At 55.1% G+C, this 21,212-nt stretch carries 16 protein-coding genes; 8 read left to right on the top strand and 8 right to left on the bottom strand.

Going from position 1 to position 21,212, the window contains the following annotated elements; all coding sequences use genetic code 11:
• Complete coding sequence (gene tdh, locus IDSA_RS05845; RefSeq protein ID WP_034775134.1) at window positions 1-1,026, bottom strand: L-threonine 3-dehydrogenase; 1,026 nt, start codon at window positions 1,024-1,026, stop codon at window positions 1-3.
• 15 nt (window positions 1,027-1,041) lie between these two features.
• On the bottom strand, window positions 1,042-2,235 hold the full coding sequence (locus IDSA_RS05840; RefSeq protein WP_034775133.1) for a glycine C-acetyltransferase: 1,194 nt from the start codon (window positions 2,233-2,235) through the stop codon (window positions 1,042-1,044).
• Window positions 2,236-2,319: 84 nt separating this feature from the next.
• Between IDSA_RS05840 and coaD the strand changes: the two genes are divergently transcribed.
• The gene (gene coaD / locus IDSA_RS05835) at window positions 2,320-2,805 is read left to right on the top strand and encodes a pantetheine-phosphate adenylyltransferase (protein WP_034775132.1); all 486 of its coding nucleotides are present in this window, start codon (window positions 2,320-2,322) and stop codon (window positions 2,803-2,805) included.
• 118 nt (window positions 2,806-2,923) lie between these two features.
• Window positions 2,924-4,525, top strand: a complete 1,602-nt coding sequence (gene pckA, locus IDSA_RS05830) for a phosphoenolpyruvate carboxykinase (ATP) (protein WP_034775131.1) — start codon at window positions 2,924-2,926, stop codon at window positions 4,523-4,525.
• Between the two features lie 7 nt (window positions 4,526-4,532).
• On the opposite strand, the gene IDSA_RS05825 is transcribed toward pckA, so the two are convergent.
• Window positions 4,533-6,560 carry a S9 family peptidase gene (locus IDSA_RS05825; RefSeq protein WP_232221272.1) on the bottom strand — a complete coding sequence of 676 codons (2,028 nt, stop codon included), beginning with the start codon at window positions 6,558-6,560 and terminating at the stop codon, window positions 4,533-4,535.
• Between the two features lie 114 nt (window positions 6,561-6,674).
• Here IDSA_RS05825 and IDSA_RS05820 point away from each other — a divergent pair, with 114 nt between their 5' ends.
• A complete protein-coding gene (locus IDSA_RS05820) occupies window positions 6,675-8,453 on the top strand; it encodes an SLC13 family permease (protein WP_034775129.1) in 1,779 nt (592 codons plus the stop codon).
• Here IDSA_RS05820 and fabR read toward each other — a convergent pair.
• Window positions 8,422-9,042 (bottom strand): HTH-type transcriptional repressor FabR, encoded by a 621-nt coding sequence (fabR, locus tag IDSA_RS05815; RefSeq protein WP_034775128.1) that lies wholly within the window; start codon window positions 9,040-9,042, stop codon window positions 8,422-8,424. The genes IDSA_RS05820 and fabR overlap by 32 nt on opposite strands.
• Window positions 9,043-9,225: 183 nt before the next feature.
• Between fabR and IDSA_RS05810 the strand changes: the two genes are divergently transcribed.
• Window positions 9,226-10,371: a fatty acid desaturase gene (locus IDSA_RS05810; RefSeq protein ID WP_198024049.1), complete on the top strand. Its 1,146-nt coding sequence runs from the start codon at window positions 9,226-9,228 to the stop codon at window positions 10,369-10,371.
• A gap of 19 nt (window positions 10,372-10,390) precedes the next feature.
• Here IDSA_RS05810 and IDSA_RS05805 read toward each other — a convergent pair whose 3' ends face one another.
• The 4 genes from IDSA_RS05805 to IDSA_RS05790 form a co-directional block, all read right to left on the bottom strand.
• Window positions 10,391-12,712: a Tex family protein gene (locus IDSA_RS05805; RefSeq protein ID WP_034775127.1), complete on the bottom strand. Its 2,322-nt coding sequence runs from the start codon at window positions 12,710-12,712 to the stop codon at window positions 10,391-10,393.
• 106 nt (window positions 12,713-12,818) lie between these two features.
• The gene (locus IDSA_RS05800) at window positions 12,819-13,409 is read right to left on the bottom strand and encodes a 3'-5' exonuclease (protein ID WP_034775126.1); all 591 of its coding nucleotides are present in this window, start codon (window positions 13,407-13,409) and stop codon (window positions 12,819-12,821) included.
• Window positions 13,402-13,887, bottom strand: coding sequence for a transcription elongation factor GreB (gene greB, locus IDSA_RS05795; protein WP_034775125.1), 486 nt, complete (start codon window positions 13,885-13,887; stop codon window positions 13,402-13,404). Before greB ends, IDSA_RS05800 begins: the two co-directional genes overlap by 8 nt.
• 19 nt (window positions 13,888-13,906) lie before the next feature.
• Window positions 13,907-14,836, bottom strand: coding sequence for a sodium-dependent bicarbonate transport family permease (locus IDSA_RS05790; protein WP_034775124.1), 930 nt, complete (start codon window positions 14,834-14,836; stop codon window positions 13,907-13,909).
• 134 nt (window positions 14,837-14,970) lie between these two features.
• On the opposite strand from IDSA_RS05790, the gene IDSA_RS05785 reads away from it, so the two are divergent.
• Genes IDSA_RS05785 through IDSA_RS05770 form a run of 4 tightly spaced genes read left to right on the top strand, consistent with a single transcriptional unit; the run spans window position 14,971 to window position 21,199 of the window.
• A complete protein-coding gene (locus IDSA_RS05785; protein WP_034775123.1) occupies window positions 14,971-15,582 on the top strand; it encodes a TetR/AcrR family transcriptional regulator in 612 nt (203 codons plus the stop codon).
• Complete coding sequence (locus IDSA_RS05780; protein WP_034775122.1) at window positions 15,579-17,258, top strand: isovaleryl-CoA dehydrogenase; 1,680 nt, start codon at window positions 15,579-15,581, stop codon at window positions 17,256-17,258. The genes IDSA_RS05785 and IDSA_RS05780 overlap by 4 nt, the downstream gene beginning before the upstream one ends.
• A 6-nt stretch (window positions 17,259-17,264) precedes the next feature.
• On the top strand, window positions 17,265-19,697 hold the full coding sequence (locus tag IDSA_RS05775; RefSeq protein ID WP_034775121.1) for a S9 family peptidase: 2,433 nt from the start codon (window positions 17,265-17,267) through the stop codon (window positions 19,695-19,697).
• A gap of 20 nt (window positions 19,698-19,717) precedes the next feature.
• Window positions 19,718-21,199: a class I adenylate-forming enzyme family protein gene (locus tag IDSA_RS05770; protein WP_034775120.1), complete on the top strand. Its 1,482-nt coding sequence runs from the start codon at window positions 19,718-19,720 to the stop codon at window positions 21,197-21,199.
• The last annotated feature ends 13 nt before the right edge of the window (window positions 21,200-21,212 follow it).

The following is a 21,212-nucleotide window of genomic DNA, read 5'->3' as shown; positions in this document are numbered from 1 at the left end:
TTACTCCCAGTTCAGAATAACTTTTCCGGATTGTCCGGAGCTCATAATATCAAAGCCTTTCTGGAAGTCATCTACCGGCATTTCGTGGGTCAGAATCGGTGACAGATCCAGCCCTGATTGCAGTAGTGCTGCCATCTTATACCAGGTTTCGAACATTTCCCGGCCATAGATACCTTTAATAACCAGGCCTTTAAAAATCACTTTGTTCCAGTCGATGGCAACATCCTGCGGCGGAATACCCAGCATGGCAATCTTGCCGCCATGGTTGATGGTATCCAGCATCTGCCGGAAGGCAGACGGCACACCGGACATTTCCAGGCCGACATCAAAGCCTTCTTTCATGCCCAGCTCGGCCATGACGTCTTTGAGGTTCTCTTTGCTGACATCCACGGTGCGCGTGGCGGCCATGGTTTTTGCCAGATCCAGACGGTAGCTGTTTACATCGGTAATCACCACATGACGCGCGCCGACATGACGGGCTACGGCGGCGGCCATAATGCCGATCGGGCCAGCACCGGTGATAAGGACATCTTCACCCACCAGGTCAAATGCCAGCGCGGTATGCACCGCATTACCAAAGGGGTCAAAAATTGCTGCCAGTTCATCACTAATGTCGTCGGGTAGCTTAAACGCGTTATCAGCCGGGATGACCAGGTATTCGGCAAAAGCACCGGGGCGGTTCACGCCAACGCCGACGGTATTGCGACACAGGTGCCGGCGTCCGGCGCGGCAGTTACGGCAATGACCACAGGTGATATGGCCTTCGCCTGATACCCGGTCGCCGATACTGAAGCCGCGTACGCCATCGCCCATAGCTTCAACTACGCCCACATATTCGTGGCCGATGACCATAGGCACCGGAATGGTCTTCTGCGACCACTCGTCCCACTTATAGATATGCACATCAGTGCCGCAGATAGCGGTCTTCTTGATGCGGATCCGCAGATCGTTGTAGCCGTAATCAGGCTTCTCTGCGTCGGTCATCCAGATGCCGGGTTGAGCATGTAGTTTAGCCAGTGCTTTCATTCATAATCTCCGCAGTTAAATAACGTCGAGTTCTTTACCGATACGGGTAAAGGCTTCAATTGCTTTGTCCAGCTGTTCGCGCGTATGTGCGGCGGACATCTGCGTACGAATCCGCGCTTTGCCCCGTGGTACCACCGGGAACGAGAAGGCCACTACGTAAATGCCTTCTTTCAATAACCGTTCTGCCATTTCCGAGGCAATACGGGCATCACAGAGCATGACCGGAATAATGGCATGATCAGCGCCACACAGGTTAAAACCGGCTTTGGTCATCTCGGTACGGAAATGTTTTACGTTTTCCCATAGCTGATTACGTAGTTTGCCGCCGCTTTCGAGCATATCCAGTACGTGAATCGACGCCTGAACGATCGATGGTGACACGGAATTTGAGAATAAATAAGGACGCGAGCGCTGGCGCAACCAGTCGATCACTTCTTTTTTGCCTGAAGTGTAACCGCCGGAGGCGCCGCCCAAGGCTTTACCCAGGGTGCCGGTAAGAATATCAACGCGGCCCATCACATCACAGTACTCGTGGGTACCCCGGCCGCTGTCGCCAAGGAAGCCAGTAGCGTGGCAGTCATCAACCATTACCAGCGCGCCGTAATCATCGGCCAGATCGCAGATACTCTTGAGGTCCGCAATGACCCCGTCCATTGAGAATACGCCGTCAGTAGCAATCAGAATATTACGGGCGCCATCGACCTTGGCTTGCTTCAGCTGTGATTCCAGGTCGCCCATGTTGTTGTTCTGATAACGATAGCGTTTGGCCTTACACAAACGGATACCGTCGATAATGCTGGCATGGTTCAGTTCATCGCTGATCACCGCGTCGTCCGGGCCCAGCAGGGTTTCAAACAGACCACCGTTGGCGTCAAACGCCGATGAGTACAGAATGGTGTCTTCAGTACCCAGAAACTCGCTCAGCTTGCGCTCGAGGGTTTTGTGGATATCCTGGGTGCCGCAGATAAAGCGTACGGAAGCGGTACCAAAGCCGTGTTCGTCCAGGCCTTTTTTGGCCGCTTTAATAAGCTCGGGATTGTTAGCCAGGCCGAGGTAATTGTTGGCACAGAAGTTCAGTACGGATTTGCCGTTATCGACCACGATTTCGGAGCTCTGATCGCTTTCAATAATGCGTTCATGCTTGTACAGGCCTTCTTCTTTCAGCTCAGCCAGCTGGCTCTCGAGTTGTTGATAAAAATCGTTGTTCATGTAATTCTCCGTTTCATTAATACCTTATAGTTTAACGTATCAGCAGGGTACTGCGCATCCTCAATTAAGGGCTTGGAGAAAATCATGCACAAACGTGCCATTTACCCGGGGACTTTTGATCCTATAACCAACGGCCATGCGGACTTGATTGAGCGGGCAGCTAGCCTGTTCAGTGAAATTGTGGTGGGCGTGGCAAAAAGCCCGAGTAAAAATCCGATGTTCAGCCTGGATGAGCGGGTGGAACTGGTACGCCAGGTCACAGAAGATCTTGATAATGTGACCGTAGTTGGTTTCAGCGGCTTGCTGGTCGACTTCGCTAAAGAGTATCAGGCGACGGTGTTAATCCGTGGTTTGCGGGCGGTATCGGATTTCGAATACGAGTTTCAGCTGGCCAATATGAATCGGCGGCTGTACCCGCAACTGGAAAGCGTATTTTTAACGCCAGCCGAAGAAAATTCTTTTATTTCCTCAACTTTGGTGAAAGAAGTGGCCCTGCATCACGGTGACGTTCGCCAGTTCACTGATCAACGGGTGGCCGATGCGCTGGCGGCCAAAGTTAGCAAAAAATAGCTACAAAACGCTCATATAAAGCCTGTCAGGCTATCATTTTTTGCATTTTGGGGTTAGAATCGCGCCCCAAAATTTCCTATTCATATTTTGCTTTGATCAGACCCGCAGGAGCTCACCAATGACTGATCTGGATTTAAGCCGTTACGGCATCACAGACGTCAACGAAATCGTTCATAATCCTTCGTATGACCAGCTGTTCGAAGAAGAAACCCGCAGTGACCTGGTCGGTTACGAAAAAGGCGTGGTGACTAATCTTGGCGCAGTGGCAGTAGACACCGGTATTTTTACCGGCCGTTCCCCGAAAGATAAATACATCGTGCGCGATGACACCACCCGTGACACTTTGTGGTGGGCTGACCAGGGCAAAAATGATAACAAGCCGATTTCACAGGAAGTCTGGGCTGATTTAAAAGACACCGTAACCAACCAGTTATCCGGCAAGCGTCTGTTCGTGGTCGACACTTACTGTGGCGCCAATGAAGATACGCGGTTGTCAGTGCGCTTTATCACTGAAGTGGCATGGCAGGCACATTTCGTCAAAAACATGTTCATTCGCCCGACTGCGGAAGAACTGAAAACCTTTAAGCCTGATTTTGTGGTGATGAATGGTGCCAAGTGCATCAACGACAAATGGCAGGAACACGGCCTGAATTCTGAAAACTTCGTGGCCTTTAACTTAACTGAACGTATTCAGTTAATTGGTGGTACCTGGTACGGCGGCGAAATGAAAAAAGGTATGTTCTCAATGATGAACTACTTTTTACCGCTTAAAGGCATCGCGTCCATGCATTGTTCAGCCAACGTTGGCGAGCAGGGCGATGTGGCCATCTTCTTTGGTCTGTCAGGCACCGGCAAAACCACCCTGTCTACTGATGCCAAGCGTCAGTTGATCGGTGATGATGAGCACGGCTGGGATGATGACGGCGTCTTTAACTTTGAAGGTGGCTGTTACGCCAAAACGATTAATCTTTCGAAAGAAGCAGAGCCGGATATCTATAATGCGATTCGCCGTGACGCGCTGCTCGAAAACGTAACAGTACACGACGATGGCACTATTGATTTTGACGATGGTTCCAAAACTGAGAATACCCGGGTGTCGTACCCGATTTACCACATTGACAATATCGTGAAGCCGGTTTCCAAAGCGGGCCATGCGAAGAAAGTTATCTTTCTGACTGCGGATGCGTTCGGCGTACTGCCACCGGTATCCAAGCTGACTAAAGAGCAGACGAAGTATCACTTCCTGTCTGGCTTTACGGCCAAGCTGGCCGGTACCGAGCGCGGCATCACCGCTCCTACGCCAACCTTCTCCAGCTGTTTTGGCGCTGCTTTTCTGAGCCTGCACCCAACTCAGTATGCTGAAGTGCTGGTCAAGCGGATGGAAGCTGCCGGGGCGGAAGCCTACCTGGTCAATACGGGCTGGAACGGCACTGGTAAGCGGATCTCGATTAAAGCGACCCGTGCCATTATCGACGCGATTCTGGATGGCAGCATTGAAGATGCAGAGTTTATTAACCTGCCATACTTTAACCTGGCCGTGCCAACGTCACTGCAAGGTGTTGATGAACAGCATATTCTGGATCCGCGCAACACCTATGATGATGTGCAGGACTGGGATGTGAAGGCGCAGGATCTGGCGCGCCGTTTTGTTGCTAACTTCGAGAAGTTTACCGACAACGACGAAGGAAAATCCTTAGTCGCTGCCGGTCCTCAGCTTTAATCTTCGATTACAGCTTTTCTGCGTGGGGTAATTCGTGAGGCGGCGCTTCGGTGCCGCCTTCCACCAGGAAGTGCTCCATCCAGCGCATCAGCCGCATACTGTAGTCCAGCTGTGCTGCCGCTTTACGGTTACCATGGCCTTCACCCGGATACAGTACTAAACGCACCGGTACATTATCGTGGGTTTTCAGGTAGCGGTACATTTCCATCGACTGACTTGGATGCACCCGGGTATCTTCCTTACCATGCATAATCAACAGCGGCGTACGCGCTTTTTCAGCGTGATAAATCGGGCTGCGTTCCAGATACCACTGCCACTTATCCCATGGGTAGCTGCGCGCGTGAACGGCGTGCATTTCTTTAGGAATATCCGTGGTACCGAACTTGGAAATATTGTCGCTGATACCGACCGACATCACGCTGGCATCGAAATGCTCAGTCAGTGCTGTAGCCGCCCAGGCTGACGCAAAACCGCCATAGGAGCCGCCGGTGATGCCAATTTTCTCATCATCAGCCAGGCCAGTTTCGACCAGGTGGTTTTTACCGTCTACCAGATCATCAAATTCCTTACCGGCATAATCGTTCTGACCCAGCTTCGAGAATTCAACGCCACGGCCGGTGCTGCCGCGATAGTTCGGGAAGAATAATGCATAGCCTTGCTGAGCCGCATACTTGGCCGGGCTTGCATAGCGATCCAGCCAACCGTTGCTGTAGTGCGCTTCAGGGCCACCGTGAACGACCATGATGAGCGGATAGCGCTGCTCGCTCTGGTAGTCAGTGGGATAGACCACGATGCCTTCCAATTCCAGGCCATCGCGTGCTTTGTAGGTCATGCTTTCTTGCCGTGGCATGGTGATTTCTGCCAACCAGGGGTTGGAGTCAGTCAGGCGGATCAGCGTCTGGTTCTGCAGGCGGAATAGCTCGGTTGGATGCTCCGGCTTATGCGCGCGAACCAGCACCTCACTCTGGCCCGGTACGGCCTCAATATCGATCACTACCGCAATACCAGGAGCCAGCAGCTGACGGCTTTCCAGCCATTGCATGGTCAGCGCCTGAACTTCCGACGTGGTGCCGCGATGGCCCAGCCAGATCACTTCGTCATTGCGACGCCAGGCAATGTCCTTCACGTGCCCCTGATAGTCCGGCAGCACTTCGGTGCGGGCATTGTCTTTCTGGGTATCGTAAACGTACAGGCGACCGGCGGACGGATCGTTGTAGTCAGCGGCACCAATAACTGCAAGGTAGCGGCCATCTGGTGAAAAGCGCGCGTCGCCCAGTTTGCCTTCGGAGGCAAAGTCAGACACTGCATCACCAGCGTAATCAATCAATCGGTACTGACTGCTCATGTAGTTATCATCAACCAGCGGCGTTGGCGCGGTGCGCACCAGCAACTGCTCGTGCTGAGGACGAAAATCCACCGACCAGATCTGCACATCACGGGTCAGCTGCACCGGTTTCGCCTCGTCAGCCTGGGTATCCCATAACCACACATGCGTAAATTCCAGCTGCTCTTCGTAGATTTCAGCCTTGAAGCCTTTCTTCTTCAGCTTCTCTGCATCGCTGTCGGCTTTGCTCTTGGCACGAAAAGCAATATAGCGACCGTCACCGCTGATCGTGTAACTCGAAATCGCGGTCTCATGGCTCAGCACCTTTTGTGCCTCACCGCCTGATGTGGCGATGCGATACAAACTGGTGTGCTTGTCATTGCCGCGCTTACTCAAAAAGTAAATGCCGCTGCCGTCCGGGCTTACGGCGACTGAACCGACGCCCTCTTTGCCAGTGACAAAGGGCACGGGCTCATTTTCACCACTTACGGTAAACAGCTCAGTAAAGGGGCTGCCATCGTCATCTTTATAAGGCTGACGTGGATTGACCCGGGTAAAGGCAGCGAACTGCGCACCTGGTGCCAGGGCTGCACTGTTTACGGATTTAATTGTTACGGTTTCTTCTAATGTGATCTCGCGGGCCATCAGCGGCATACTTACCGCAGTTATCAAGGCAGCAAGGCCAACTTGTCGTAGCATGGAACCAACCATGGAGTTCTCCTCATTGTTTTTAGCCAGCCAATCTTAGCAGTAAAATAATTGACATCCCAAGAAATCACGCCACTCTTAATAGCTGGGAAAAAAATAGCGGAAACGGAAGCAGTAATGATTGACCAAATTCTAATAGGCGTGATTATCTTCGGCGCCCTGGTGCTATTTGTCTGGGAAAAGTGGCGCTATGACATCGTCGCCATGATGGCATTACTGATTGCCGCTATCCTCGGGCTGGTGCCATCCAGCGAGGTTTTTTCCGGATTTGGTAACCCCGCGGTGATTACCGTAGCTGCCGTTCTGGTTATTAGTCATGCCTTATGGCGCTCCGGGGTAGTGGACGAACTCGCTGTTACCATGAAGCGGGTGGGCGATAATCCGTTTTCGCAGATGATAGCGCTTACCGCACTGACCACCTTCTGTTCGGCATTTATCAGCAATACCGGCACTATGGCCATTATGATCCCGGTGGCCCTGCAGTTATCCCGCAGTGGTGCCGGCCATGCTTCGCGGGTATTGATGCCAATGGCATTTGGCTCGCTGCTGGGCGGTACCATTACCATGATAGGTACGCCGCCGAACATTATTATCGCCGACCTGCGCCGCGAAGCACTCGGTGAAGCCTATGGCATCTTTGATTTTACGCCCGTCGGCCTGACCCTGGCCATTGTCGGGCTGGTATTTATGTGGATATTCAGCCGCTTTCTGGTGCCCGCCAAGCAAAGCCGGGATATGTCTACTTCGCCTTATGATGTGAGTTCGTACCTGACCGAACTTTATGTACCGCCCGAGACTAGCCTGGTGGGCGAAACCCTGTATGAACTTGAATCGCGGGTACAGGAAAACTTTTCCGTGGTGGCGTTAAAGCGCGATAAAAAACTGATTACCGCACCGCCGCGTTATCAGCGAATTCGTGCTGAAGATGTACTGATTATTGAAGCCGACACCGAAACCATGCAGGAAATTATCGATGTGACCGGGCTGGAGCTGAACGCGGAAGAAGAAATTGATGACCGCTTCCTGATCTCCGATGAGATCCAGGTCATTGAAGGGATCGTCGGGCAGGATTCGCGGCTGATCGGGCGCTCAGCATCGGATATGCGCCTGCGCCACCGCTTTGGCGTCAATGTACTGGCGGTCGCCCGGCATGGCCAGGCCGGTAAGCCGAAGCTGGCCAATATCCGGTTTAAGCCGGGTGACGTGCTCTTGCTGCAGGGCGACAAGGAGATTCTCGGCGACGTGTTCCGCCGGTTTGGTTGTTTCCCGCTGGCGCAGCGCAGTATGCGCATCGGCGGTGAGAAAAAGATCTTTTTACCCCTGGGTATTTTCGCCACCGCCATCGGTCTCAGTGCCTTTGGTATTTTGTCCGTACCGGTGGCCTTTACTCTTGCGGCCGGGGCGATGGTACTGACCAATGTGATGCCGGTGCGCGAACTATATGAAAACGTCGACTGGCCCATCATTATCCTGTTGGGGGCTACCATCCCCCTGGGTTCCGCACTGGAACGCAGTGGTGCCGCTGACAGCATTGCTCAGGGCGCCTTAATGGTCAGTAGCGGGGCTCCCGCCGCGATCGGCATTGGCCTGTTAATGCTGGTTACGCTGTTATTGTCGAATATTGTCAATAATGCCGCTGCTGCAGTACTTATGGCACCGATTGCGCTGAGCATGGCCAGTACGCTGGAAGCGTCGCCGGATCCTTTCCTGATGACAGTCGCCGTTGGCGCCGCCTTGCCATTTATGACGCCAATCGGGCACCAGTCGAATATTCTGGTTATGGGGCCAGGTGGCTATGTATTCGGGGATTACTGGAAACTGGGGCTGCCATTGACCGTGGTGATTATGGCCGTGGCGATTCCGGTTATTCTCTGGGTCTGGCCGCTAGCCGGGTAGCCTCAGCGCCGCGGGCGACAATGCGCACCTGCTGGATGGTCTGCTCGGTCAAACGCGCACACTCCTGCGCGTCGGCATCCAGAGCGTCGGCGCCGGCACCAAAAACAATACGCACTATGGCGTCGGCCTGTAACTCGGCCAGCCCGCGCTGATAGTCCTGCTCATCGATCAGATAATCCACTAACTCGGCAGTGAAATGCTCAATTTCACGCACCACCGCCATCCGGAATTCCCGCGAGTTACCGGACTTTTCCTGCAACAACAACCGGAATATTGCCTTGTTGTGGCCGACGAATTCCATAAAGGTCCTGACCGAACTACGGATAATCGAGCCGCCGTTGGCGATTTGCTGGCGCGACTGGCGTAACAGCTGGCGTAGTGCCAGTCCGCCTTCATCGACCAGGGTCAGGCCAAGCTCTTCCATATTCTGGAAATGCCGGTAGAACGAGGTCGGGGCGATGCCCGCTTCGCGCGCGACTTCGCGCAGACTGAGGCTGGCATAGCCGTGTTCGGCACTGAGCTGATTCATGGCAGCCTGAATCAGAGCGCGTCGTGTTTTCTCTTTTTGTTGTGCCCGGATACCTGCCATCGACTGCAATGTCCTGCTTATCGTTTGATTTCAGTGAGCTGAGTAAAATGGATTATGTCAGTGAACGCATGTTCACGCAATTTATCGCAGATAAGTGTTACAGACATTGCGTTACCGGGTTAATACCTGTAAATTGAGCGTACACTTGTTAGCTTAAAATTGTTGTATATGTCCTCAGAAAAAATTCAGAAGCCCCCGTTAATCTGGCTCACCACCCTGGTGTTTGCGATTACCTTTCTCGTGTCTGTCATCGGCGTACCCTGGTACGGACTGACCCATGGTTTCTCGACCACCCTGGTGGTTGCGATGATCGCCACCATTGGCTTCGCCGGTATTTCAATTACCGCCGGTTACCATCGGCTGTGGGCGCATAAAACCTACGATGCCCACTGGAGCCTGCGGATTCTGTTCGCATTAGGTGGCGCCCTCGCGGTGCAGAATAGCGCCTTGCACTGGTCATCGGATCATCGTGAACATCACAAGCATGTAGATGACAACGATAAAGACCCGTATTCGGCGAAGCGCGGTTTCTGGTATTCGCACATTGGCTGGATGTTGCGTGAGTATCACGCCTCACGCTACAGCAACTACGATAACTGCAAGGATCTGCAAAACGATCCTGTGGTGATGTGGCAGCACCGCAATTATCTGACCCTGACCCTGCTGACCACTTTTGGCTGGCCGGTGGCGTTAGGCCTGATGGTTGGCGATATCTGGGGCGCGGTTTTGCTGGTTGGCTTTGCCCGGCTGGTGATCAACCACCACACCACTTTCTTTATTAACTCGCTGGCCCATATGTGGGGTAAGCAGACCTACACCGACCGCAACACTGCCCGCGATAACGGCTGGCTGGCGTTTCTGACTTTCGGCGAGGGTTATCACAACTATCACCATATTTTCTCAGCCGATTACCGTAACGGTATCCGCTGGTGGCATTACGACCCTACCAAATGGCTGATCCGCAGCTGTAGCTGGCTGGGACTGACCAGCAACCTCAAGCGCACCAACGGCTTTCAGGTTGAAAAAGCGCGGCTGGAAATGCAATTTAAGGCCTTGCGGAATGAAGGCGGGATTAGCTGTGAAACCACCATGGAAAGGTTGCAGCATGAATACGATGTGTTGATTGCGAAGCTACGCCAGTACTATCAGGTGCGTAAGCAATTTCTGGATGCGCGCGCTAAGACCATAGCCGAGCAAATGCATATGCCCACGCTGAACGAATTGCAGAAGCAGGTTGAAGACTTGCGGCAGGCCTTCCGTGAGCATAGACATCAGTTCCGGGAACTGGTGAATGCCAGCCTGCGCAAGCCATCAGAGCAGCTGAATTAATCAGCTGCTTTTTTTTATCCTACTTTTTAGCTTTAGCGAAGGCGTCAGCAAAAGCTGAACCCATCGCTGAGTTGGCAGCGGGTGCCGGAGCTGGTTTGGGCTTCGCTGCAGCTGGCTTATTCCCTTTAGCCGCTGGCTTGGCTGCAGCGGCTGGCGCTGCCGCAACCGGCTCATCGTTCAGCCGCATCGACAAACTGATGCGTTTACGCTGCAGATCAACCTCAAGCACCTTCACTTTCACGATATCGCCCGCTTTGACCACGTCGCGTGGATCACTGACAAATTTATCTGCCAGCGCCGATACATGCACCAGACCATCCTGATGCACACCGATATCCACAAATGCACCAAATGCCGCCACGTTACTGACCACACCTTCTAAGGTCATGCCAGGCTTGAGATCCTGCATGGTATCCACGCCTTCTTTGAAGGTCGCGGTTTTAAATTCAGGGCGTGGGTCGCGGCCGGGTTTATCCAGCTCGCTGAAAATATCTTTAACGGTCGGTAAACCGAAACGCTCATCTACATAATCAGCCGGGTTCAGGCTCTTGAGAAAGCCGGTATCGCCGATAATGCCGGCTACCTGCTTATCATGCTGCTTCGCAATACGCTCGACTATCGGATAGGCCTCGGGGTGAACCGCTGAGGCGTCCAGCGGCTGCTCGCCGTTAGTAATACGCAAAAAGCCCGCTGCCTGCTCAAACGACTTCGGCCCCATACGGGCCACTTTAAGCAGTTCTTTGCGGCTGTTAAAGCGGCCGTTGCTGTCGCGGTGTACCACGATATTCTGTGCCATGGTTTTGCTCAGGCCAGCCACCCGGGCCAGTAGTGGCATGGAGGCGGTATTGAGATCCACGCCGACGGCGTTTACACAGTCTTCGACGACAGCATCGAGGCTATGGGCCAGTTGCGCCTGACTCACATCATGCTGGTACTGGCCCACACCAATGGATTTAGGCTCAATCTTCACCAGCTCTGCCAGTGGATCCTGCAGCCGGCGGGCGATAGATACGGCGCCGCGCAGCGACACGTCGAGATCAGGAAATTCTTTCGCGGCCAGCTCGGACGCTGAATAAATGGAAGCCCCGGCTTCATTGACCATGACTTTCGCGGCCTTAATCTCGGGGCTCGCCTTGAGCATGGCTTCAACCAGCTTGTCGGTTTCGCGCGAATGGGTGCCGTTACCTATGGAGATGAGCTCGACTTTATGTTGCTTGCACATTCCGGCAAGGGTGCGCATGGCTTTGTCGACCTGATTCTGCGGCTGGAACGGGAATACGGTGTTGGTGCCCAGTACCTTACCGGTGCTGTCGACGACCGCCACTTTAATGCCGGTCCGTACGCCCGGGTCCAGGCCCATGGTGGTCTTAGCGCCGGCCGGTGCGGCCATCAGCAAATCTTTCAGGTTATTGGCGAAGATCTGAATCGCGTCTAGTTCGGCGCGCTCACGCACCGTTCCAAACAGCTCGGTTTCCATATGTAGCAGGATCTTGATGCGCCATGCCCACTGCACGGTTTGCTGCAACCAGGCATCCGCCGGGCGACCCTGCTCGCTAAAGCCAACATGGGCAGCGATCAGTTGCTCGCCATAGCTGCGCGCTTTGGGATCGTCCTGTTGCGGGTCAGCATCCAGTTTGAGCTGTAAGAAACCTTCGTTACGACCGCGGAACAACGCCAGCGCCCGATGCGATGGTATTTTTTTCAGGCCTTCGCTGAATTCAAAATAGTCGCGGAACTTAGCCCCTTCAGTTTCTTTACCCGCTACCACGGTGCTGTTGATCTCAGCGTTATTCCAGAGGTAGTCGCGTACCTTCTTCAGCAGCGCGGCATCTTCAGCAAAGCGCTCCATCAGAATAAACCGGGCGCCTTCAAGCACCGCTTTGGTATCAGCGAAACCCGCTTCGGCATTAACGTACTGGGTGGCCTGCTGCTCGGGATCCAGATCCTGATCGGTAAAGAGCGCGTCCGCCAGTGGCTCCAGGCCCGCTTCGATCGCGATCTGGCCCTTGGTGCGGCGCTTTGGCTTAAACGGCAGGTAGAGATCTTCGAGCTCAGTCTTTGACTCGGTGCCCAGAATGGCTCGCTCAAGCTCATCAGTGAGCTTGCCCTGATCACGGATGCTGGCGAGAATGACTGCGCGGCGATCCTGCAGTTCACGCAGATAACCCAGGCGCGAGGCCAGGTTACGTAATTGGGTATCATCCAGGCCGCCGGTCGCTTCTTTCCGGTAGCGCGAAATAAAGGGCACCGTAGCGCCGTCATCAAGTAGCGCGATAGCAGCCTGTACTTGCTGCGAACTGACCGCTAACTCGTTCGCGATTTGCTGAGTAATCGAGCTCATATCATCTCTCATGCTGAAAAAAAACGGGCTCAAGTATACCAGCCTGAACCGGCGAGCGGGTGGCTCAAATGAAAAATTTGGCGGGTTTTACTGGCGGGCGCCAGCCTCAGGACGTTTCAGCCAGATCCCAGTTCACATAAGGCAGCAGCCGGGCGATATTTTCAGCGTCATCAATACCGCGGTGCAGGCGGCCTTTAAACTCCATGTTATGAAACGCCAGGGCCTTGCGCAGACTGGTGCGCATGGGCTTGTGGTGGCTCTGGCACCAGACCTGTTTGAGGTTGTAATGGGGCAATTTCATAAATGCCGGGGCGACCTGATGGCGCTGCTCTTCGGCCTGCAGTTGGCGGTTATCGTAGTTGCCCCAGCTGCACCAGAGATCCGGCTGCGGCTGTTCCGACAGCCAGCGGTCAAGTTGCGCGACGGCGTCGGCATAACGTGGCGCGGCGTCAACCTGCTCCTGATCGATACCGGTCAGGCCTTTGCAGAAGTTGCTGAGTTCGGGGTGAACCACCGGCTTGACCATAAAGCTTGCGGAGCTGATCACCTTGCCGTCAGGCGTTGCCATGGCGCAACCAAACTCAATCACCTCCATGTCATCGACGGTCTGCTTCTCGCCCGTGCTGGCTAGCGGATGGTCCCAGCAGGTGGCTTCGAGATCCACGACCAGAATACACTCCGGCTTGGTGTCAGGCATCGGCATTCACCTCATAATTGATCGCAGTAATAAACCAGGTTTTGATGCCGCCTGGCGTACTGACTCTGACCTCATCATCCACCTGTTTACCCAGGGCCGCGCGGGCCATAGGCGCATCAATGGAGACGACATCCTTGCGGTCATAAATTTCGTCGGGCCCGACAATGCGAAAGCGCCGCTCATCGCCGGCGTCATTCTCAATAGTTACCCAGGCACCGAAAAACACTTTGCCGTTCTGCTGAGGAGAATAGTCAACGATCTTGAGGTCTTCCAGGCGCTTGCTCAGAAAGCGGATGCGGCGGTCAATCTGCCGCAGCTTCTGCTTATTGTATTTATAGTCCGCGTTCTCCGAGCGGTCTCCGAGACTTGCGGCCCAGGCCACCTTCTCAGTCGTTTCGCGGCGCTCCACGCGCCACAAATGCTGCAGTTCAGCCTCTAACTTATGGTAGCCCGCGCGGGTAATTAAGTTGGTTCTCATAAATTCACCCGCGCAATGGCTATTTATCCAGCCAGGCGGCGAGTAGTGGTATGTGTATTAGCACGTTGATGGGGAAGGTGATGCCCAGCGAGGCGAGCATGGCCAGCCCGATATCGGCTTTTTTGATGGCGGCGCGGATTGCAGCCGGTGCGGCGATATAGGACGCACTGGCGGTGAGCGCGGCCAGCACCAGCACGCTGCCAGTAGGTAGTTCCAGCCACCAACCGACGGCCAGACCGAGCCAGGCCAGCGGGAAAGGAGCCAGCGCCGCGAATATGATCAGACGCCAGTGCTGCCAGGGCAGTGGCTGGAATACCCGCGCGGTGCAGAGCCCCATTTCCAGCAGGAACAATGACAGGAAGGCTTTAAAGCCCCCGACCACAACCCCTTCGATAGGTGCCAGCCCCTCCGGGCCGTACGCCCAACCCAACAGCACACCGCCGATCAGCAAAATCACACCGCGGCTGGTTAGGGCTTCAATCCAGATGGCTGCCATCGAGCCTTCGATGTTTGGATCCCGGTGCTGATACAGGGCCAGCATCAGGATAATGGCTGGTAGCTCGAGAATGACCAGAAAGAGGGTGGTTTCTGGTGCCAGCGGCATGCCAGCGCTTTCGGCCAGCGCCCAGGCTACGGCGAAGGTACCGGCGCTGACTGAGCCATAATGGGCCGCGATACTGGCAGCGTTAGCTGGATTCAGTTTCACCGCGTAGCTTAGTACCGGGTACACCAGTAAGGGAATAATCAGGCCGAGGGCGCCGACGAGCAGGAGTTGACTTAATTCAATACTGGCGGCGTCAGCATGGAGTGCCAGACCACCTTTGATACCGATGCTCAGCATCAGCAATATGGTTAGAATTTCATAAACCGAGCCCGGAACCTTGAGATCAGATTTCAGTACCCCGGCCAGCAAACCAAGTGCAAAAAAGGCGATGACTATATCAGGCATAACGTCTCCAGAGTTGTTGCTGGCGGCAGTATAACAATCGGTGCTAAGAATGGCGATGAGAAAATCAACTGGCTTGACCAAAGAAATGAATCGTGATTCACTTCTTTGGTAGCCACTAATTTTGGTATTCAACAATGGCCTATCGTGAAACCGAGCGTGGTAAAGCACGCAAAGAAAAAACCCGCCAGCAAATACTTCAGGCGACGGCCGAACTGGTCGACGCAAGTGGCTTCAGACTCGTGCAGATGGCACAGATTGCCGAGCGGGCCGGTATCGCGGCCGGTACGCTGTACCGCTACTTCGCCAGCAAAGAAGCCCTGTTTGCCGACTACTTTCGCCGTGCCACCGAGCAGGAAGTGCGGCAGGTCGCCGCCGCACTTCAGGAGCCGGGGCAGAGCAGTGAGCGGGTAGAGGCCGGCTTACGGGTGTTTGCCCGGCGGGCGCTGCTGAAACCACGCACGGCGTGGGCGTTGATTGCTGAACCTGTCGATCCGGCGGTTGATGAGCAGCGGCTACGCTATCGCCAGCGCTACGCCCGATTGTTTGAACAGGTGATCAGTTTCGGCATCGACCATGGTGAGCTGCCGCACCAGGATGCCCGGCTGACCAGTACGGCTATGGTTGGCGCGCTGGCTGAAGCCCTGGTCGGGCCGCTGGCTGAGCCTCCGGCCCAAAACGAGACCACTATTGATCATATTATTGCGTTTTGCCTGGCCGGGCTGACGCGTAAGGAGTATCCGCAATGAGCAAAGAATCCTTCAGTCAGGCAGAGAAATTTCTTGCCAGCACTCATGAGGTGTTTAATCAGCCGCCGGCGCTGGAAAACTATAACCTGTATACATCCGATGTGGCGCTGCAGGAAGCGGTCCGCCGTGAGGGCGCCGGCTGGGCCGAAGACGATATCAGCGCTTTTGGTGCACTGGCCGGGCGCAGCGATATTATTGAACTGGGCTTTAAAGCCAATGCCAATAAGCCGGAGTTTCACTCCCACGACCGCTTTGGTCATCGTATTGACGAAGTAAAATACCATGACGCCTATCACCAGCTGATGCAGATTGCGGTTGAAAACGGGTTGCACAGCAGCCCCTGGGCTGATCCAAAGCCTGGTGCCCAGGTGGCGCGCGCGGCTAAATATTATCTGCATACTCAGGTTGAAGCCGCGCATGGCTGTCCCATTACCATGACCTTTGCCGCGGTGCCGGCGCTGCAGCATCAGCCGGATCTGGCTAAGCTCTGGGTGCCTAAGATCATCGCTCCGCACTACGACGGCCGTAATGTACCCCATAGCGAAAAACGGGGCCTGACCATCGGCATGGCAATGACCGAAAAACAGGGTGGCTCGGATGTCAGAGCCAATACCACCCGTGCTTATGCGATTGATCAGCAAGGACCAGGCCAGGCCTATGAACTGGTCGGCCATAAGTGGTTCGTGTCAGCCCCCATGTGCGATGCATTCCTGGTGCTGGCGCAAACCGATAACGGGGTGAGCTGCTTCCTGCTACCGCGCTGGCGGCCTGATGGCAGTAAGAATCCGCTGCAGATTCAGCGCCTGAAAAATAAGATGGGCAATGTCGCCAACGCCTCCAGCGAAGCGGAACTGCGTGGCGCGCTGGCCTGGATGGTAGGTGAAGAAGGCCGCGGCGTACGTACTATTATCGAGATGGTAGCCATGACCCGCTACGACTGCATGATTGGCTCATCGGCGGGGCAGCGGCAGGCGGCGGTGCAGGCGCTGCATCACTGCCATCACCGCGCGGCGTTCGGTGCGAAGCTTGACGATCAACCACTGATGCAGAACGTGCTCGCTGATCTGGCGCTGGAGAGTGAAGCTGCAATGACCTTCACCATGCGCATGGCCCGCGCCATGGATAACCTGCATGATGAACACGAGAAATTGCTCACGCGTATCGCCGTACCTGTAGGTAAGTACTGGATCTGCAAGCGCTCGGCGAATCACGCCTATGAAGCCATGGAATGTATTGGTGGTAGCGGGGTGATGGAAGACTGCATTATGCCGCGGTTGTATCGTGAAGCGCCGATCAACGCCATCTGGGAAGGCAGCGGCAACATCCAGTGTCTTGATGTGCTGCGCGCTATCAGCAAACAGCCGGAGGTGCTGGATGCCTATTTTACGGAAATCAAAGCGGCCCGCGGTGGCAACAAGTACCTGGATCGGGCGGTTAACCGGCTGCAGGATGCCTTCGCTGATACCAGTAATATGGCGTACCGGGCGCGCAGTATTGTTGACCAGCTGGCACTGACCCTGCAGGGGGCGCTGCTGGTGCAACATGCGCCGAACAACCTCTCTGATGCGTTCTGTGCCAGCCGCCTTGGCGATCAGCCCCATAGCAATTATGGTACCTTACCTCAGGGCATCGATGTTGAGGCATTGATCACACGCGGATTTAACCAGGCGGAGTAAACCAATATGAAAAATTTGACGCAATTGCTGGCGCTTACAGTCGGGCTGGCATTCGCTGCGAGTCTGCAAAGCGCGGCGGCCAACCCGGTGAAGCTGGATTACCAGAAACCGGCACAGGAAATTATCGATATCGTTGATGCGGCACCATCTCCCGGCGCCGGTCTGAGCCCGGATGGCCGTCTGTTGGTGGTTACCGGCTACCCGGCGCTGCCGGAAATCAGCGATCTTGCCGCGCCGGAATATAAACTGGCCGGCCGCCGTATTAACCCCGCCAATAACAGCATCAGCCAGGCCCGTTATATTAATAAGCTGAGCCTGATTGACGTGAACAACGGCAACGAGACCGCGATTAAAGGCTTGCCGAAAAATCTGAAGGTGATCGGTTTGTCCTGGGCTCCTGACAGCTCAGCCTTTGCGTTTTTGCAGATGAACGATGATGCGGTCAACCTCTGGCATGTTGATGTCGCTAAGCAGAAAGCAAAGCGGTGGAGCAAAGAAAAGATTAACGCGGTCTGGGGCAGCCAAATTGAGTGGAGCCATGATAGCAAGGGTGTCTATGTGCTGACGGTGCCAGGCAACCGCGGTGAAGAACCCAAGCGTAACCCGGTACCGACCGGGCCGGTTATTACCGAAAGCCGCGGCCGCAGCGCTCCGGCACGGACCTATCAGGATCTGCTCCAGGGTAAATATGATGAGGCCCTGTTTGACTATTACTTCACCAGTCAGGTGATGCATATCAGCACCCGTGGCAAAGCCACCGAGCTGAATATTCCGGCAGTGATTGATGACATCAGCCTGTCACCCAACGATGATTACCTGTTGGTGACTACCCTGCAGGCGCCTTATTCCTATGCGGTTCCCCATTACCGGTTTGCCCGCACTACCGATGTATGGAATACCAAAGGCCGCACCATTTATCAGGTGGTTGATCAGCCGCTGGCCGATGATATGCCAATCGCATTTGATGCGGTGGTGACCGGCCGTCGTGACATCAGCTGGCGCAATGACGCTGACGCGACCCTGGTCTGGGCACAGGCCACCGATGGGGGCGACCCGGCCAATGAAGCCGAGATCCGTGATCAGGTGTTTCAACTGGCAGCGCCATTTACCGGCGAGCCGCAGAAGCTGGTGGATTTAAGCAAACGTTATGCCCGCTTACTGGCCGCAGACGCGCAACACGCGCTGGTCTGGGAACGCTGGTGGGCCGATCGCGATGAAAAGCTCTGGTTAGTCGACACTACTGGCGCAAACGAGCCGCGCCTGGTGTGGGAGCGTTCATGGGAAGACAGATACAACAATCCGGGTACGCCGCAGACGATCACCCGTGATGGTCGCCAGTTACTTTACCTTGCCGACGGTGCCATGTTGCTGACCGGCGACGGTGCATCTGATGAAGGTGATCGCCCCTTTATTGACCGCTACTATCTGAGCGACGGCCGCACCGAACGCCTGTGGCGCTCAGCAGCGCCTTACTACGAAGAGCCGGTGGATTTGATTGACCCCGCGGCACTGACCTTCCTGACCCGGCGCGAAGCGGTGGACGAGCCAGCAGATTTCTATATCCGGGATCTGAAGCAGGACAAACTGACTGCCCTGACTGACACCTCGCACCCGATGCCGCACACCTTAGGTATCAGTCGCGAACTGATTCACTATGAACGTGAAGATGGTCTGGCGATGTCGGCCAAGCTCTTCCTGCCAGCGGGCTACGATAAAGAAAAAGATGGCCCGTTGCCGACTATCGTCTGGGCTTATCCACGTGAGTATAAGAGTTCCTCGGCTGCCGCACAGGTGTCGGGCTCACCTTATGAGTTCAACCGCATCAGCTACTGGACGCCGCAGTTCCTGGCAACCCAGGGCTATGCGGTCATGGATGCCGCTACCATGCCTATTGTTGGCGAGGGCGCGCAGCGGCCGAACGACAGCTTTCTCGAACAGCTGGTCATGAACGGCAAAGCGGTGATTAAAGCCGGTGTTGACCGCGGCGTGACTGACCCGGAGCGGGTGGCGCTGGGAGGCCATTCCTATGGTGCCTTTATGACCGCCAATATTCTGGCGCACAGCGATTTATTCGCCGCCGGTGTGGCGCGCAGTGGCGCTTATAACCGTAGCCTGACGCCGTTTGGCTTCCAGCGCGAAGAACGCACCGTGTGGGATGACGCTGAACTTTATGTGCGCATGTCGCCGTTCTTCCATGCCAACAAGATCAATGAGCCATTGCTGATGATCCACGGCATGAATGATAACAACTCGGGTACCTTCCCGATGCAGAGCGAGCGCCTGTATCAGGCTGTTAAAGGCCTTGGCGGCACCAGCCGGCTGGTGATGCTGCCGCTGGAATCGCATGGCTATCGCGCGCGTGAGTCGGTGCTGCATATGCTCTGGGAAACCACTAACTGGCTGGACGAGTTTGTGAAGAACAAGCCAGCTTCGGAATAAGTAACCAAGGGAACAGGGATATGACTATCGCGAATTTGCTGGCCCGCAATGGCCGTAAATATGCTGAACGGGAAGCCGTGATTGCCGGCGACCAGCGCTATAGCTGGCAGCAACTGGCAGAGCATGCTGCCCGGCTGGCGCAACTGCTGCGCAGTGAGCATGGTGTGGAAGCTGGGCAGCGTGTGGGCCTGGTGATGCCTAACAGCTACGGCTTTATCGTCGGCTTTTTCGCGATTCAGCAACTGGGCGCAATAGCAGTACCAATTAATGTGCGTCTGGCCACGCCGGAGCTGGACTACATTATTGATGATGCCGGCATTCGCCTGGTGCTGACCTGTCAGATGACCGACGCAGCGCTTAAGCCCCTGCTGAACGACGATGTCAGTGGCTACTGGCTGGATTCACCGGCCAGCCAGCTTGCTGACCAGAGCGAGCTGGCCGCTATCTGCGCACGCGCGGATGAGGACCCCTGTACCCTGTTATATACCTCCGGCACCACCGGCAGGCCCAAAGGCGTGTTGTTTAACCATAAGGCAATCGCGGCTGTCGCTACCATGATTGCGGTTGAGATGAAAATGGCGCCCGAAAGCCGGTTATTGCATTTGATGCCTTTTACCCATTCGGCGCCGCTGAATTTGTTTTTGATGGCCGGTACCCTGGTTGGGGCGACCCATGTGGTGGCACCCACCTTTACGCCTGATTTGCTGTTGAATTTGACCGAGCAGGAGCGGATAACGCACTTCTTCGGTGCACCGGTGGCTTATTTGCTGACCGCCCAGCATCCGCAAGTCAGCGAGCGTAATCTGTCATCGGTGCGTTGCTGGATATATGGCGGCGCGCCTTTATCCACTCAGCAGACCCAACTGGTGCAAAAGGCCTTCCGAACCGATCAGTTCTACTGCGTATATGGACTGACCGAAGCGGGCCCTTCCGGCACCTTATTGCTGCCTTCAGAGCATGCGGACAAAGCCGGATCAGTGGGACGGCGCGCGGCGCTGGGCTGCGAAGTCCGGTTACGCGATAAAAACGGCAAGCAGCCAGCGGTGAATGAGCCCGGTGAAATTCAGCTTAAGGGCGACAGCCTGATGCTGGAATACTGGAATAAGCCCGATGCCACGGCTGAAACCTTTACCGAAGATGGCTGGTTGAAAACCGGCGATATCGGCGTACGTGATAAAGATGGCTTTTACTGGATAAAAGACCGTATGAAAGACATCATTATCTCGGGCGGCGTGAATATTTATCCGCGCGAGATTGAAGACGCCCTGACCCAGCACCCCGCAGTCGCAGAAGCCGCGGTTACCGGGATCCCGCACGAGGAGTGGGGTGAAACCGCCAAAGCCTGGCTGGTGCTGCGCGATGAGCTGGCTGATCCGGCCGCCGAACTGAAAGCCTTTTTGCAGCAGCACATCGCGGATTATAAAATCCCGCGGGCTTTTGAGGTGCTGCCGGAACTGCCTCGTAACGCCAACGGCAAAGTGCTTAAACACCAACTGCGCTAAAACATTTGGAAAC

The organism is Pseudidiomarina salinarum (assembly GCF_000753715.1).
Lineage (GTDB): Bacteria > Pseudomonadota > Gammaproteobacteria > Enterobacterales > Alteromonadaceae > Pseudidiomarina > Pseudidiomarina salinarum.
The sequence above is the reverse complement of the archived record's forward strand: the minus strand, read 5'-3'. Positions and strand labels throughout refer to the sequence as shown.

Coding starts and splice junctions, on each gene's coding strand:
- tdh (WP_034775134.1), bottom strand. CDS start 1,026: ATGAAAGCACTGGCTAAACTACATGCTCAACCCGGCATCTGGATGACC.
- IDSA_RS05840 (WP_034775133.1), bottom strand. CDS start 2,235: ATGAACAACGATTTTTATCAACAACTCGAGAGCCAGCTGGCTGAGCTG.
- coaD (WP_034775132.1), top strand. CDS start 2,320: ATGCACAAACGTGCCATTTACCCGGGGACTTTTGATCCTATAACCAAC.
- pckA (WP_034775131.1), top strand. CDS start 2,924: ATGACTGATCTGGATTTAAGCCGTTACGGCATCACAGACGTCAACGAA.
- IDSA_RS05825 (WP_232221272.1), bottom strand. CDS start 6,560: ATGGTTGGTTCCATGCTACGACAAGTTGGCCTTGCTGCCTTGATAACT.
- IDSA_RS05820 (WP_034775129.1), top strand. CDS start 6,675: ATGATTGACCAAATTCTAATAGGCGTGATTATCTTCGGCGCCCTGGTG.
- fabR (WP_034775128.1), bottom strand. CDS start 9,042: ATGGCAGGTATCCGGGCACAACAAAAAGAGAAAACACGACGCGCTCTG.
- IDSA_RS05805 (WP_034775127.1), bottom strand. CDS start 12,712: ATGAGCTCGATTACTCAGCAAATCGCGAACGAGTTAGCGGTCAGTTCG.
- IDSA_RS05800 (WP_034775126.1), bottom strand. CDS start 13,409: ATGCCTGACACCAAGCCGGAGTGTATTCTGGTCGTGGATCTCGAAGCC.
- greB (WP_034775125.1), bottom strand. CDS start 13,887: ATGAGAACCAACTTAATTACCCGCGCGGGCTACCATAAGTTAGAGGCT.
- IDSA_RS05790 (WP_034775124.1), bottom strand. CDS start 14,836: ATGCCTGATATAGTCATCGCCTTTTTTGCACTTGGTTTGCTGGCCGGG.
- IDSA_RS05785 (WP_034775123.1), top strand. CDS start 14,971: ATGGCCTATCGTGAAACCGAGCGTGGTAAAGCACGCAAAGAAAAAACC.
- IDSA_RS05780 (WP_034775122.1), top strand. CDS start 15,579: ATGAGCAAAGAATCCTTCAGTCAGGCAGAGAAATTTCTTGCCAGCACT.
- IDSA_RS05775 (WP_034775121.1), top strand. CDS start 17,265: ATGAAAAATTTGACGCAATTGCTGGCGCTTACAGTCGGGCTGGCATTC.
- IDSA_RS05770 (WP_034775120.1), top strand. CDS start 19,718: ATGACTATCGCGAATTTGCTGGCCCGCAATGGCCGTAAATATGCTGAA.